The organism is Dictyoglomus sp. (genome assembly GCA_025060475.1).
Classification (GTDB): domain Bacteria; phylum Dictyoglomota; class Dictyoglomia; order Dictyoglomales; family Dictyoglomaceae; genus NZ13-RE01.
The window spans coordinates 114,145-126,816 of the sequence record JANXBZ010000004.1 but is presented as its reverse complement, the minus strand read 5'-3'; the positions used below and the strand labels follow the sequence as shown (position 1 = coordinate 126,816).

General features: G+C 32.0%; 15 protein-coding genes. 6 read left to right on the top strand and 9 right to left on the bottom strand.

Annotated elements, in window-relative coordinates; genetic code table 11:
* Window position 1 precedes the first annotated feature (1 nt).
* On the top strand, window positions 2–700 hold the full coding sequence (locus tag NZ841_03375; protein ID MCS7201799.1) for an SDR family oxidoreductase: 699 nt from the start codon (window positions 2–4) through the stop codon (window positions 698–700).
* Window positions 701–775: 75 nt separating this feature from the next.
* Here NZ841_03375 and mnmA read toward each other — a convergent pair whose 3' ends face one another.
* Window positions 776–1,831, bottom strand: a complete 1,056-nt coding sequence (gene mnmA, locus NZ841_03370) for a tRNA 2-thiouridine(34) synthase MnmA (protein MCS7201798.1) — start codon at window positions 1,829–1,831, stop codon at window positions 776–778.
* The gene (gene nifS / locus NZ841_03365) at window positions 1,821–3,002 is read right to left on the bottom strand and encodes a cysteine desulfurase NifS (GenBank protein ID MCS7201797.1); all 1,182 of its coding nucleotides are present in this window, start codon (window positions 3,000–3,002) and stop codon (window positions 1,821–1,823) included. The genes mnmA and nifS overlap by 11 nt, the downstream gene beginning before the upstream one ends.
* A gap of 153 nt (window positions 3,003–3,155) precedes the next feature.
* Here nifS and NZ841_03360 point away from each other — a divergent pair, with 153 nt between their 5' ends.
* The 3 genes from NZ841_03360 (at window position 3,156) to NZ841_03350 (ending at window position 4,557) form a co-directional block, all read left to right on the top strand.
* Complete coding sequence (locus NZ841_03360) at window positions 3,156–3,605, top strand: VOC family protein (protein ID MCS7201796.1); 450 nt, start codon at window positions 3,156–3,158, stop codon at window positions 3,603–3,605.
* Between the two features lie 9 nt (window positions 3,606–3,614).
* Complete coding sequence (locus NZ841_03355) at window positions 3,615–4,250, top strand: ThuA domain-containing protein (protein MCS7201795.1); 636 nt, start codon at window positions 3,615–3,617, stop codon at window positions 4,248–4,250.
* Between the two features lie 169 nt (window positions 4,251–4,419).
* Entirely contained in the window at window positions 4,420–4,557 is a 138-nt protein-coding gene (locus NZ841_03350) for a hypothetical protein (GenBank protein MCS7201794.1), read from the top strand.
* On the opposite strand, the gene NZ841_03345 is transcribed toward NZ841_03350, so the two are convergent.
* Window positions 4,550–4,834, bottom strand: coding sequence for a hypothetical protein (locus tag NZ841_03345; protein MCS7201793.1), 285 nt, complete (start codon window positions 4,832–4,834; stop codon window positions 4,550–4,552). The two genes, NZ841_03350 and NZ841_03345, sit on opposite strands and share 8 nt — an antisense overlap.
* 172 nt (window positions 4,835–5,006) lie before the next feature.
* On the opposite strand from NZ841_03345, the gene NZ841_03340 reads away from it, so the two are divergent.
* Window positions 5,007–5,618, top strand: a complete 612-nt coding sequence (locus NZ841_03340; protein MCS7201792.1) for an SIMPL domain-containing protein — start codon at window positions 5,007–5,009, stop codon at window positions 5,616–5,618.
* A gap of 6 nt (window positions 5,619–5,624) precedes the next feature.
* Here NZ841_03340 and NZ841_03335 read toward each other — a convergent pair whose 3' ends face one another.
* The 4 genes from NZ841_03335 to NZ841_03320 all read right to left on the bottom strand — a co-directional run bounded on the left by NZ841_03335 (window position 5,625) and on the right by NZ841_03320 (window position 11,694).
* The gene (locus tag NZ841_03335) at window positions 5,625–6,128 is read right to left on the bottom strand and encodes a flavodoxin domain-containing protein (GenBank protein ID MCS7201791.1); all 504 of its coding nucleotides are present in this window, start codon (window positions 6,126–6,128) and stop codon (window positions 5,625–5,627) included.
* Between the two features lie 32 nt (window positions 6,129–6,160).
* Window positions 6,161–7,276: an MBL fold metallo-hydrolase gene (locus tag NZ841_03330; protein ID MCS7201790.1), complete on the bottom strand. Its 1,116-nt coding sequence runs from the start codon at window positions 7,274–7,276 to the stop codon at window positions 6,161–6,163.
* Window positions 7,277–7,452: 176 nt separating this feature from the next.
* Window positions 7,453–9,834 (bottom strand): phosphoketolase family protein, encoded by a 2,382-nt coding sequence (locus NZ841_03325; protein MCS7201789.1) that lies wholly within the window; start codon window positions 9,832–9,834, stop codon window positions 7,453–7,455.
* Window positions 9,835–9,861: 27 nt separating this feature from the next.
* Window positions 9,862–11,694: a DUF2207 domain-containing protein gene (locus tag NZ841_03320; protein ID MCS7201788.1), complete on the bottom strand. Its 1,833-nt coding sequence runs from the start codon at window positions 11,692–11,694 to the stop codon at window positions 9,862–9,864.
* A gap of 85 nt (window positions 11,695–11,779) precedes the next feature.
* Between NZ841_03320 and NZ841_03315 the strand changes: the two genes are divergently transcribed.
* Window positions 11,780–12,220, top strand: a complete 441-nt coding sequence (locus NZ841_03315) for a C-GCAxxG-C-C family protein (GenBank protein ID MCS7201787.1) — start codon at window positions 11,780–11,782, stop codon at window positions 12,218–12,220.
* A 70-nt stretch (window positions 12,221–12,290) separates the two neighbouring features.
* Here NZ841_03315 and NZ841_03310 read toward each other — a convergent pair whose 3' ends face one another.
* Window positions 12,291–12,383 (bottom strand): hypothetical protein, encoded by a 93-nt coding sequence (locus NZ841_03310; protein MCS7201786.1) that lies wholly within the window; start codon window positions 12,381–12,383, stop codon window positions 12,291–12,293.
* Complete coding sequence (locus NZ841_03305) at window positions 12,380–12,580, bottom strand: Ig-like domain-containing protein (GenBank protein MCS7201785.1); 201 nt, start codon at window positions 12,578–12,580, stop codon at window positions 12,380–12,382. The genes NZ841_03310 and NZ841_03305 overlap by 4 nt, the downstream gene beginning before the upstream one ends.
* Window positions 12,581–12,672: the final 92 nt, after the last annotated feature.

The window sequence follows — 12,672 nt, the reverse complement described above, 5'->3', positions numbered from 1 at the left end:
GATGAGTTATAATGTTTTGATAACAGGAGCATCAAAGGGTTTAGGTTTTTCCCTAACAAAGATTTATCTAAAAGAAGGACATAAGGTTATAGCAACCTACAGAAGGGATTTGGAGTATCTTAAAGAGATCTCTGAAGATAAAAATTTAATCCTTTTTCCCATGGATGTTTCCTCCGAAGAATCTGTAAAATCTGCTTATGATCTAATAAAAGAAAAAGTTCCTTTTATAGATATTCTTATAAACAATGCAGCTATATACCTTGAGGATAGATCCAAAACCATAGAGAGTATTGAAATAGAAAAGGTAATTGAGACTTTAAATGTAAATTCTGTAGGTCCTTTAAGGGTTTTAAAATATTTTTATCCATTAGTAGAGAGAAGTAATAAAAAACTTATTATTAATATATCCTCTGAGGCTGGAAGTATTGGAGATTGCTGGAGAGACAGAGAATATGGATATTGTATGTCAAAGTCTGCCTTAAATATGCTTTCCATGATTCTTCAAAATTATAGTAAAAATAAAGGAGTAAAGGTTCTAGTTATTCATCCTGGATGGATGAGAACAGATATGGGAGGACCTTCTGCAGATATTTCTCCCGAAGAATCTGCAGAGGGTATATTTAAACTTTCTCTTAGGGAATGGGATATCAATGATAAAGATATTTATATGGATTATTTAGGAAGAAAAATGAATTGGTAGAAGAATTTAAGGAGTAAGAGTAAATTCCTTATCAGTAGTTAAGGATTAGAGTACAAAATTATGGGATTTAAGAGATTAGGATATAATTCCCCCACATAATACATAATCATCTTTATAACAGACTAAAATTTGTCCTGGAGTTATCGCCCATTGAGGCTCTTTAAAGGTCACATAAATTTCTTCTTCGGAAAGAATCTTTAGAAGGGCAGGCTGAGGTTCCATATTGTAGCGAATCATGGCTTCAACTTCTATTTCCTTTTCCTTAGGTATTCCCGAAGGGAAATTAACATTTTTAGCATATACTTCCTTGGAAAAGATCTTTTCTTTTTCTGCCACAATCACAATACCTTCTTCGGGAATTATTCTTTTCACATATACAGGCTTTCCTAAGGCAACCTTTAATCCTCTTCTTTGGCCAATGGTAAAATGAAAAACTCCTTTGTGTTCTCCCACTATTTTTCCTTCCTCAGTTACTATTTTTCCCTTTTTTTCCTTTCCATATATTAATAAAAACTTTCTATAATCATTATCAGGAAGAAAACAAATTTCCTGACTTTCTATCTTCTCTGATACTATAAGATTATTTTCTCTTGCTATTTTTCTTACTTCTTCCTTGGTTAAATTTCCTAAGGGAAAAAGAGACTTTTCAATTTGTTCCTGAGTAAGATAAGCTAAAAAATATGATTGATCCTTTTTCTTATCCTTTGCCCTTTTTAACAAAAATACCTTTCTTTTCTCATCCCAGACCTTTCTCACATAATGCCCTGTAGCAAAATAGTTTCCTCCTAATTCTTCTACCTTTTTCATTAGGAATCCAAATTTTATAAATCTGTTACAGAACATACAGGGATTGGGAGTATAACCCTTGAAATAGGACTCTACGAAGTATTTTATAATTATCTCCTCAAATTCCTTTTTAAGATTTATCACATAATGGGGGATTCCCAATTGATGGGCAACTCTTTTCGCATCATTTATAGAGGATAAAGAACAGCAGGCACTATCTTTCTCTATTTTGGGAGATATATTCATAGTTAATCCTATAACTTCATATCCTTCCTTCAAAAGAAGAAGGGCAGATACACTACTATCTACTCCTCCGCTCATTCCTACAATAACTCTATCTTTCACTCTTTAATGTCCACCCTTGCTTATATGGAGATATTTCCCTTAATTTGTTTACTGTTTTTTCTAAAATATTTAAGGTGTACTCTAAATCTTCCTTTGTAGTCCAAAGTCCTAAGGTGAATCTTAGAGATCCATGAACCAATTCTATGGGAACTCCAATAGCAGAAAGAACATGGGAAGGTTCTAAAGAGCTGGAGCTACAAGCAGAACCTGTAGATACTCCAATTCCTTCCATATCCAGATTTAAAAGTAAAGCTTCTCCTTCTATATATGCAAAACTGAAATTTATATTATTTGGCAATCTTTTAGTTCTATCGCCATTCAAATAGGAATCAGGAATTCTTCTCTCTACTTCTGATATAAAATAATCTCTTAATTTTGTTAATCTTTCCATCTCCTTATCAAGTTCCAATATTGCAAGTTCTAGTGCCTTTCCCATACCAACAATTCCTGCCACATTCTCTGTACCAGCCCTTCTTCTTCCTTCCTGTTCTCCACCATGAAGAAGTGGATAAAATCTTGCTCCTTTTCTTACATATAAGGCTCCGACACCTTTAGGTCCATAAAATTTATGAGCGGAGATTGATAGAAAATCTACCCCCAATTCTTTCACATTAACAGGAATATGCCCAACGGTTTGTACCCCATCAGTATGGAAATAAATTTCCCTTTCCTTGGCAATTTGGGAAAGCTCCTTTATGGGTTCAATAGTTCCTATCTCATTATTGGCATGCATTATAGATATTAATATAGTATCCTTTCTTATTGCCTTTTTTAAATCATCTGGATCTACCAATCCTGTTCTATCCACAGGAAGATAGGTTATTTCAAAACCTAATTTTTCTAAAAAATGGCAAGGTTCCAAAACCGAGTGATGTTCTATAGGAGTAGTTATAATGTGTTTTCCCTTATCTTGAAGGGCAAATGCAACCCCCTTTAATACCATATTATTTGCTTCTGTCCCTCCACTTGTGAATATTATTTCTTCAGGTTTTGCAGAAATTGCTTTTGCAATCTTTTCCCTTGCTTCTTCAATAGCAACTCTTGATTCCCTTCCAAAACTATGGAGACTTGATGGATTTCCATAAATCTCCTTTAAGAAGGGCTCCATAGCGGACCATACCTCTGGTCTTATGGGAGTTGTGGCTGCATAATCCAAATAAATTCTTTTCATATTTTCCTCCAATTATTTATACTTTTTTAGTATAAATTATAGAAAGGAAAAAAGGAAATGTCAAATATCTATCTTTCCTTATAAGTCCTGAAGGATTTATAATGATTAGTAATATTTCAAGTATTGTTATTATACTTTTATAAGGAGGTTAACATGAAAAATATATTGAATTTAGATCTTGTTGCCCAAATTGGAATTGTGGTTTCCAATATTGAAAAAGCCTGTAATGAATTTTCCAAAATTTTTGGATTAGAAAAGCCCGATATAATCATTACCGATGTTTATGAGAAAAGTAAAACAGAATATAAAGGAGAACCAACTTATGCTAGAGCAAAACTTGCCTTTTTTCATCTTAAAAATATAGTAATTGAATTTATAGAACCCGATGAGAATCCATCTACATGGAGAGAGTTTTTAGATAATTATGGAGAAGGAATTCATCATTTGGGATTTGAGATTAAAGGAATGAAGGAAATATTAAAAAATTTTGAAGACTTAGGAATACAAGTTGTCCAAAGGGGAGAGTATGAAGGTGGAAGATATGCTTATATGGATACTTTAAATTCATTAAAATTTATAATTGAATTATTAGAAAATGATTAGGAGGATTTTATGCGAAAGGTTTTAACTTTATTAGGAGATTATTATCATAATCATGACGATTTTTTAAATACTTTAAAAGATATTTTAAAACCTTTTTCGGAGATAGGAATTATAGATTCAAAGCCTGAGTATTTTCTAAATGCTCTTTTAGAAAAACCCTCTCTTGTTATAATTGCAAGGGAAAACAGAATTAATCCTGAGGATAAAGAGATAAAAACATGGATGAGTAGTGAGATAGAAGAAGAAATAGTAAAATATGTGAAAAATGGAGGAATATTATTCTCATGGCATTCAGGACTGGCAAGCTATTCTCCTGATGGATCTTATATAAAGTTAATAAAGGGATATTTTAAATATCATCCTGAGAAACAGAATAAAGTAAGATATTATTCTCAAAATTTATTTCTAGGTAAAAGAATAGATTTTGAAATAGTAGATGAGCATTATTTTGTGGAATGCGATGAGAAAAATACAAAGGTTTTTTTAAGATCTGAATCTTCCGATGGAAGATCTATTGCAGGATGGACCCATAATTTTGGAGAGGGAAAAGTTATCTGTCTTACCCCTGCCCACGGAGAGGGATTAAAGGATAAAAACTTCAAAGATCTTCTAAAGTTAATACTGGAAGAAGTGGGAATTTTATAGAATTAAAAATTAAAAAAATCTCATTAAGATTTGGGATTAACATTACAAATATAAAACTAAGAGAAAGGAAAGTTTAGAAAATATTAGGCCTGTTTTTTCCAAGGATGTTATCTTTTTGAGAGATATGGTAAATTTAACAAAATTTTGATCTACCTTTATAGGAGTTATCATGGATGCAATCCCAATTACTATTAATATATTTAAGATGTTAGCTTCTAATATATTGCCAGCCCCTATATTAGGAGTTTTCTTTATAATGGAAACTATAGAATTTGCAAATTCAGGAAGGGATCCTACCGCTACTTAAGAATTAGAATTGAGGAAATTCCAAGAATAAAAGCTATATTTACAAGAACACTTCCCAACGCATTTTCTAAAGCAATGGTGCTATTTCCCTGTATTGATGAGATAATAGATACAGTAATTTCTGGAAGAGTGGTGGCAAAGCTTGCTAAAAAAAGCCCTATAATAAATTCATTGATATTTAATTTTTTCGCTAATAATTTTAGATAATGAATAAACCTATCCGCCCCAATAATCAAAAGAACCAAACCTGCTAAAAACAAAAAAATATTTACAAACATTATTTTTCCCCTAAAATTTTTATAAATTATAATTCATAGGAGAGATTTTGCAAGTATGTTCTAACTAATCTGTAATTAATCTTCCCCTTTATTTGGTATATCTTTAACCCTTTCTTCTTACTTTATAGCTCAAGGACTTATAAACTTCAGATCAGAAAGTAAAATAATAAGAGTGACAGGTTCTGCTAAAAAGCAGATAAGATCAGATCTTGTTAAATGGTCAGGAATATATACTGTAGAAGCAAAGACTTTAAAAGAAGCATATAAACTTCTTTCAGAGAGTCAAAAGAAGGTAAAAGATTATTTTATAAATAAAGGACTTTCAGAAAAAGATATTATTTTTTCTTCTATTTCTACAACAGTTATCTACGAAATTCTTCCGAATGGTGTTACAACTACTAGAGTAGAGGGCTATAGACTATCCCAAAAAATAGAGATAACTTCTAAAGAAATAGATAAAATTACAGAACTTTCTAGGAAATCTACAGAACTTATTAATGTGGGTGTACAGTTTGAATCTCTTCCTCCTCAATATTTCTATACTAAACTTGCAGATCTCAAAATAGAAATGCTCTCCTTAGCTACAGAAGATGCAGTAAAAAGAGCAGAGCAAATTGCAAAAAGTACTGGAACGAAAGTAGAAAGATTAAGATCAGCCTATATGGGAGTTTTTCAAATAACTCCATTATATTCAACAGAAGTAAGTGACTATGGAATTAATGATACTACTTCTATTGATAAAGAAATTACTGCAGTAGTAAATTGCGAGTTTTTAATAAGATAAATAAGATTAATCTCTTTTAATCATCTTCAAATATTCTGCCATCTGCCTTCCAAGCATTCTACAAGCTTTTAACTCTGCAACTTGTGGCGTTCCCACTGCTACCGCTCCATAGTGAGCAGTAACCTTGGGGGCAGAATAATCAGGCAGTCCAAAAACCAAATATCCATAGTTCATAAGCAGAGAAATTATAGAAAGAAGAGCAAATTCATTTCCTCCTCCTAGTCCTCCAGAGGAGGTAAAAGCTGCTCCAATTTTTCCCTTTACTCTTCCCCATGCAATATCTACATTCTCATCAAAAAACTTTTTAATCCTCCAAGAAACTACACCACAATGAGTAGGAGATCCCACAATTAATCCATCAAACTTCAACAAATCCTCTCCCTTTGCTTCCTCTACATGTTTAACAGTAGCTTCTACACCTTCTACCTCCATTACTCCTCTTGCTACCTCTTCTGCCATCCTCTTAGTATTTCCACTAAAACTATCAAAAATAATAAGAACTTTTGGCATCTTTTTTATCCTCCTATTTAATTATTAAAAAATTAAAGCTTATGAAGTTGGGAAAAAGTTTCCAAAAACTTTTCAAACCTAGCCATAAACCAATCCTTTTCCTCTATTTTTTCTTCTCTCTCTAATCCATATTTTTCTAAAATATCCTTTATTTTATTTTCCCACAGTCTTCTTTTATCTGGTTCTAAATCTTCCTCTACTTTTTTAGTAATTAGGTCAAAGGCAGTAGAAGGGTTTATTCTTACTTCCGTTATTATACCACCTTCTATATTAAAAAGTTCCATATAAAGAGAAGAACTCACATTTAATTTTTGAAGCTTGCTAAGTACATACTTATGCCCCAACTCCTTTTCTACTTCTTTTAGAAATTCATTTAATGCCAAAAGGTATTTTTCTCCTGTAAGTTCCATATCCTTAATATACTCAAGACCAACTTTTAGATCATTTAGCTCTTTGAAAATTTTCTCTAAAAGATTTTTTCTAATTAAATATCCATGATGAGGAAAAGTTATCTCAGGAATATTTTCTAACATTCCAAAAATATTAAGAGCATTTTTCAATACCGAGCTATTTGAAATATGGTACTCATGAAACATCTTTATTCCTAATATAGAACTCTCTGAAGCAAATATTTCACCATCTTTCCTTACTATAAAGCCACTAAGAAAATTACCTGTAAATAAGATATTTTTATCTCTATAATAAAGAATATAGGAAGAACTTGAGGTACAAAAAGGAATATGGAAAAAATACATCTCATTAGATTCTAACTTAATCTTTTTATTAGGAATAAATTCAATGGGATGAAACTGTTCCTCTTTTATTCCATATATATTAAGATATTTACACATATCTTTAGAGGCTATAATAGTGACATCTGGAAAAATTTTTAAAATTTCTGGAATAGAGGATAAAATTCCTGATTCTTCATGGCTTATAAAGATGAATTTAATATCATCCTTTTTCCATGATTCTTTTAATATTTTTATAAATTCTTCATAGTATTTATAAGGTAAAGGATCAATGAGTATTTTATATATCTTATTCTTTGAGGAAATATCTATGAGATAGCTATTTAGGGAAAAATTAGTAGAATCTTCTCTAATAAGATAGACTTCTTTTGTAATCTCATAATTTTTTACACTCATGAAAACCTCACCTCTTTTTATTCATTCTAAAGGATAATATTTAAAAATAAATTAAAAATCTTTTAAAATTTTATTAGGTTGCTTTTACTTTACCAGGTTAAAAAACTTTCGAGTATATAAAGAGTTAGTCCCCCTCCCCCAAAAGGTTCTTCTCCCTTAATTATTAAACATTTATCTTATTTACATTCAAAATCTTCAAATTCTTTATCTACCCCATTCTGATAAGCATATTCCAAAGCCTCAATCTGCTTATTCTTTAAAAGATCTTTATAATATCCTCCTCTACTTTGTAAGCTCTCTACCCTTTCTATAACATCCATGGCTATACTGAATCTATCTATCTGGTTTAGTATAGCAAGTTGCATTGGAGTTGTTATTCCACCTCTTCCCTCTAAAAAGGGCGTTAAATATCCCGCGTCTATTCCTATCTTTCTATTTTCTCTATATCCTCTTACATGAATATTTCTGTGATTAGTTCTCCTGTAAGTAAGTCTATGAATAAGCCATGGGTAACCATGGAAATTAAAGATTACTGGCTTATCTTTTGTAAAATAAGAATCAAACTCCTTATCGGTAAGTCCATCGGGATGCTCCGTATTAGGAGTTAAAGTAAATAGATTTACTACGTTTACAAATCTTATTTTAAGTTCAGGGAAAAGTTTCTTTAAAATTTTCACAGCGCATATTGCTTCCTTTGTAGGTATATCTCCACAACTTGCTATTACTACATCGGGATCTTCCTCAGGATGATTACTAGCAAAGTCCCATATTCCTATGCCTTTCATAGCATGTTTAAAGGCTTCTTCTATGCTTAAATATTGAGGATGCTTTTGCTTATCTATAACAATAATGTTTATACGATTAGTAGTCTGGAAACAATGCCATACAGTACAAAGAAGAGTATTAGCATCAGGAGGAAAGTAAACTCTTACTACGTTAGGCCATTTATCTACAATAGAAGTAATAAAACCAGGATCCTGATGAGTAAAGCCATTATGATCCTGTCTCCATACTACGGATGTAAGAAGAAGATTAAGAGAAGAGATAGGTGCTCTCCAAGGTACATCAGAGGAAATATCAAGCCATTTTCCGAATTGATTTACCATGGAGGATATAATAGGAGCAAAACCTTCGTAAGTATTTAAAAATCCGTGCCTTCCAGTAAGAAGATATCCCTCAAGCCATCCTTCTATAGTGTGCTCCGAAAGGATTTCCATGGTTCTTCCAAAGGGAGTAAGAAATCCTTCATCTTCATCTTCAGGTAATATATCAGCCATCCAAGCTTTTCCAAACTCAAATACTGCATCAATTCTATTTGACTTTGTTTCATCAGGCCCAAACACTCTAAAATTATCGGGATTTAGTTTAATAATTTCCTTCAAGAATATACCAAGAGGTCTTGTATTTTCTGCAGAAGTTTTAATTGCCTCTTTCACCTCTATTGCTATTTTTCTGATATCAGGAAGCTTTAACTCTCTTCTTAAAACTCCCCCATTAGCGTGAGGATTAGCACTCATTCTCTTATTACCTTTAGGAGATAATTCTCTCAAATCTTCTCTTAATTTTCCTTCCTTTGTAAAAAGTTTCTCAGGTTCGTAGCTTCTTAACCATTCTTCTAAGACTTTCAATGTTTCTGGATTTTCTTTTGCATCAGAAAAAGGTACCTGATGAGCTCTCCAATATCCCTCAATATAATGATTTCCTACTTTTCTTGGGGCAGTCCATCCTTTTGGAGTTCTTAATATAATCATGGGCCAGAAAGGTCTGAAGGGTTTATTCTGACTCCTTGCGGTATCCCAAATATTAAGTATTTTCTCCACACACATATCCATAGCAGAAGCCATCTTTTCATGTACCTCTAAAGAATCTTCTCCTTCTACCATAAATGGCTCATAACCATAACCTTTGAATAAGGATAATAATTCCTCATTACTTATTCTCGACAAGATAGTTGGATTATTAATTTTATATCCATTTAGAAGAAGAACAGGAAGTACTGCTCCATCTCGTAAAGGATTTAAAAATTTATTAGAATGCCAGGATGTAGCTAAAGGTCCAGTTTCTGCTTCTCCATCTCCAACTACTGTTATAGCAATAAGATCCTTATTATCGAATACTGCTCCATAGGCATGAGAAAGAGCATAACCTAATTCTCCTCCTTCTTGAATAGATCCAGGAAGTTCTGGAGTACAATGGCTTCCAAGCCCACCAGGAAAAGAAAAAGCCTTAAATAAATTTTTTATACCCTCCTCATCCTGACTAAATTGAGAATAAAGTTCACTTATAGTACCCTCTAAGTATGCTGGTGCCACAACACCAGGAGCACCATGTCCAGGTCCTGCTATGAATATACAATTTAAATCATACTTATTAATTACTCTATTACCATGTACATAAACAAAAGAAAGTCCAGGACTTGCTCCCCAATGCCCCAAAAGTCTCTCCTTAATATGTTCAGATCTTAAAGGTTCCTTCAAAAGAGGATTATCCCATAAATAGATCATACCAGCGGATAGATAACAGCAAGCTTTCCAATATTCATTTAACTTTTCAAACATTAAATCACCCCTTCTTTATAAATATTTTTAGTCTGCTCCACCTCCACCCCCACCTCCACCACCCCCTCCCCCTCCTGAAGAAGATGTTCCAGTGGAAGAAGCTATACTACTTGAAAAGGCACTACTGAAAGCTTCAAAAGAAGAAGTAAAACTTTCAAAGGAATCTGACAAATTCCCTATGGAACTGCTATAAACAGGATTATACCAACTTATATTCTCAATGGGCACATTTAACATTTGCATGGCTTTTAATACTTCTTTTGCAACTCCAAGGACAGTTCCATAAACAAGATATTTCTCCCATAAAACTAAGGAAGATGGTGGATGCTGAGATATAAGAGAAAAGTCCTTTAAGAACCTCTTAAGTGCCTTCCATCTTAAAGCGAGAAGTTTTCCTTCTTCAGAATATCTTCGAACAGGATATATAAAAATAACAGATATTATAATATTTAATATTAATGTTCCCCATAATCCTATACTAAATAAGAAAAGCTCCTTCCTTAAGATCTCGAAAAGCATAAAGATAAATAAATAAAATAAACCTACAAAGACCCATACTAACATAATCTTAAAAAGATCCCATTTACCTTCCTCGTTTATCCACTTCTTTTCTTTGTAAACATGATTTTTAACTGTATTATCAAAATCCTTCTTGAAATCTATAAGATTCTTCTTTCTTAATTCTGATATGTAAAATTCATTACCCATTTTTTTAAACTCATAAAGTAAAAGCTTCAATTCTTCGGAAAGATCTTTTTCTATTTCTTTATTAGTAATTATTATCTTGTACTCTTTATGTTTACTTCCTAAAAATCCTTCCTTTATTTCTTCTTGAATTTTTATATATCCTCTTCTTGCAAGCTCCAAAGTAGATGCTACTATTGAATTAGAAGAAAGATAAGAACTCTGATTAATAAGCATTTCTACCCAGGCGGGAGGAATATCTGCTGGTGGTTCTTGTTCATAATCCCTATAATATTCAACCTTGGGCTCTATTCCATATCTACGATAAACCTTAAAGGGAAAGTAGAAACCTAAAAGGAGTAATATTATATATGCAAAAATAAAAACTTTTTGAAGAGTATTTACAACTTTTAATTTTTGTTCCTCTTGTCTTTTCCAATTTTCCTCTTCAGAAATTATTAAATCTCTCCCCTTTTGAGAGATAAGTTGCACTTTAAAAGGATCAAGATCTTTCAAATAACTTCTTGGGAAAACAACTCTTACCTCTACCCATTGACGGGGTGGAATTTTTCCTGCATAAGCAACAATACCCTTATAATCTTTTCTGATACCAATTTGTCCTTCTACTTTAGGGTGAAGCCAGTAATTTACTTCATCTATACTTTTAATTTCAGAAGGTAAATTTACCTCCACCCATAGAGCAGGAAGACCTATATCCCACTCTCCTCCCCATACTTTCCAATAAAACTCTCCTACATCGTCATAAACTTTAAGAGCTTCTACAAGTTTATATCTTATACTAAAGGTCTTTTCTTCATTGTTAGCTCTATAAAACCAGCTTATCTTATATTGCTTACTATCCTGTACAGCATCAAAGGTATTGGGAATTCGATCAGAAGTTTCTGGATTGTATATATAAGAAATCCTTCTTTCTCCAAGCACTTCTTCCACTGATATATCTTTTATTTTATATTTACCCTTAGGAATAGTAATCCACGCTTTAGAAAAAGAGCCTGAAAAGACATAAGTTAAATTGTTAATAACTTCAATTTCTCCAGTGGGATATATGGTGTAGAAAATTTTAGCTTCCTTTATTCTATATTCTTTAGCATAGGCTTGAGTAATAAAGAGGGTGAGAATGAATAACATAAAAAATAGCTTAAAAGTTTTTTTCATAGCTTCACCTCGATAAAAGTCTTATTTTTTGATTATATCATTTTTAGATTTTGATGATAAAATTTATAAAAAAGGAGGAAGTAAAATGGATAAAGTAGAAAAGGCTCTTTCTATCTTTAATAAAAGTTTTAACTGTTCTCAATCGGTATTTACTGCCTTTTCTGAGGACTTTGGTCTAGACGAAAAAACTGCTTTATTAATAGCAAGTGGACTTGGCGGTGGTATTGGAAGAACGGGTAGAATATGTGGAGCAGTATCGGGAGCAATTCTTGTTTTAGGCTTAAAATATGGTTTCTTTAAAGAAGAAGATATAGATTCTGGAAAGGAAAGAATATATCCTAAAGTAAAGGAGTTTATTAAGGAATTTGAAACTATTTATAGATCTATTAATTGTATAGATCTTTTGGGGGGAGTTGATTTAGGAACAGAAGAAGGACTTAAAAAGGCAAAAGAAGAAAATTTATTTAAAACTATCTGTCCTAAATATGTAGAAACTGCATGTAAAATTCTAGAAAAACTTCTTTAAAATGAGCCATCTGAGATTTCTTCTACCCCACGATACAACCAGTATTCTGCTCATTATATTTAAACTTTGGTCATAGAGAATCTGAAAGTCCTAAACTTTCTGAATTTATAGCATAAAGATACGTATCATAACTTCCAATATAAATAGTTCCATCTTTTCCTATCCTATTTCATAATAATCTTCATCTACCATTACACCATTAACATAAAGCTCTACTCTTTCTACTCTTACATTATCCACTGCTTCGATTTTTATATTCACTTTTCCTGATACCTCATCTCCATCTTTAGGGGTTATTATTTCAACCACTGGTGGTGTAATATCTATTGGAATAAAACCGCTTATAAAAAAGATAACCATTAGGAAAATCAACAAAGGATTAAAGAATTTTATCCTCAAGTTTTAGTTATGAATAATCTGGAAGTCCTGTAATTTATTTGAAAACACAGATT

Coding starts and splice junctions, on each gene's coding strand:
- NZ841_03360 (MCS7201796.1), top strand. CDS start 3,156: ATGAAAAATATATTGAATTTAGATCTTGTTGCCCAAATTGGAATTGTG.
- NZ841_03350 (MCS7201794.1), top strand. CDS start 4,420: ATGGATGCAATCCCAATTACTATTAATATATTTAAGATGTTAGCTTCT.
- NZ841_03320 (MCS7201788.1), bottom strand. CDS start 11,694: ATGAAAAAAACTTTTAAGCTATTTTTTATGTTATTCATTCTCACCCTC.
- NZ841_03345 (MCS7201793.1), bottom strand. CDS start 4,834: ATGTTTGTAAATATTTTTTTGTTTTTAGCAGGTTTGGTTCTTTTGATT.
- NZ841_03305 (MCS7201785.1), bottom strand. CDS start 12,580: ATGGTTATCTTTTTTATAAGCGGTTTTATTCCAATAGATATTACACCA.
- NZ841_03335 (MCS7201791.1), bottom strand. CDS start 6,128: ATGCCAAAAGTTCTTATTATTTTTGATAGTTTTAGTGGAAATACTAAG.
- nifS (MCS7201797.1), bottom strand. CDS start 3,002: ATGAAAAGAATTTATTTGGATTATGCAGCCACAACTCCCATAAGACCA.
- NZ841_03330 (MCS7201790.1), bottom strand. CDS start 7,276: ATGAGTGTAAAAAATTATGAGATTACAAAAGAAGTCTATCTTATTAGA.
- NZ841_03375 (MCS7201799.1), top strand. CDS start 2: ATGAGTTATAATGTTTTGATAACAGGAGCATCAAAGGGTTTAGGTTTT.
- NZ841_03315 (MCS7201787.1), top strand. CDS start 11,780: ATGGATAAAGTAGAAAAGGCTCTTTCTATCTTTAATAAAAGTTTTAAC.
- NZ841_03325 (MCS7201789.1), bottom strand. CDS start 9,834: ATGTTTGAAAAGTTAAATGAATATTGGAAAGCTTGCTGTTATCTATCC.
- NZ841_03355 (MCS7201795.1), top strand. CDS start 3,615: ATGCGAAAGGTTTTAACTTTATTAGGAGATTATTATCATAATCATGAC.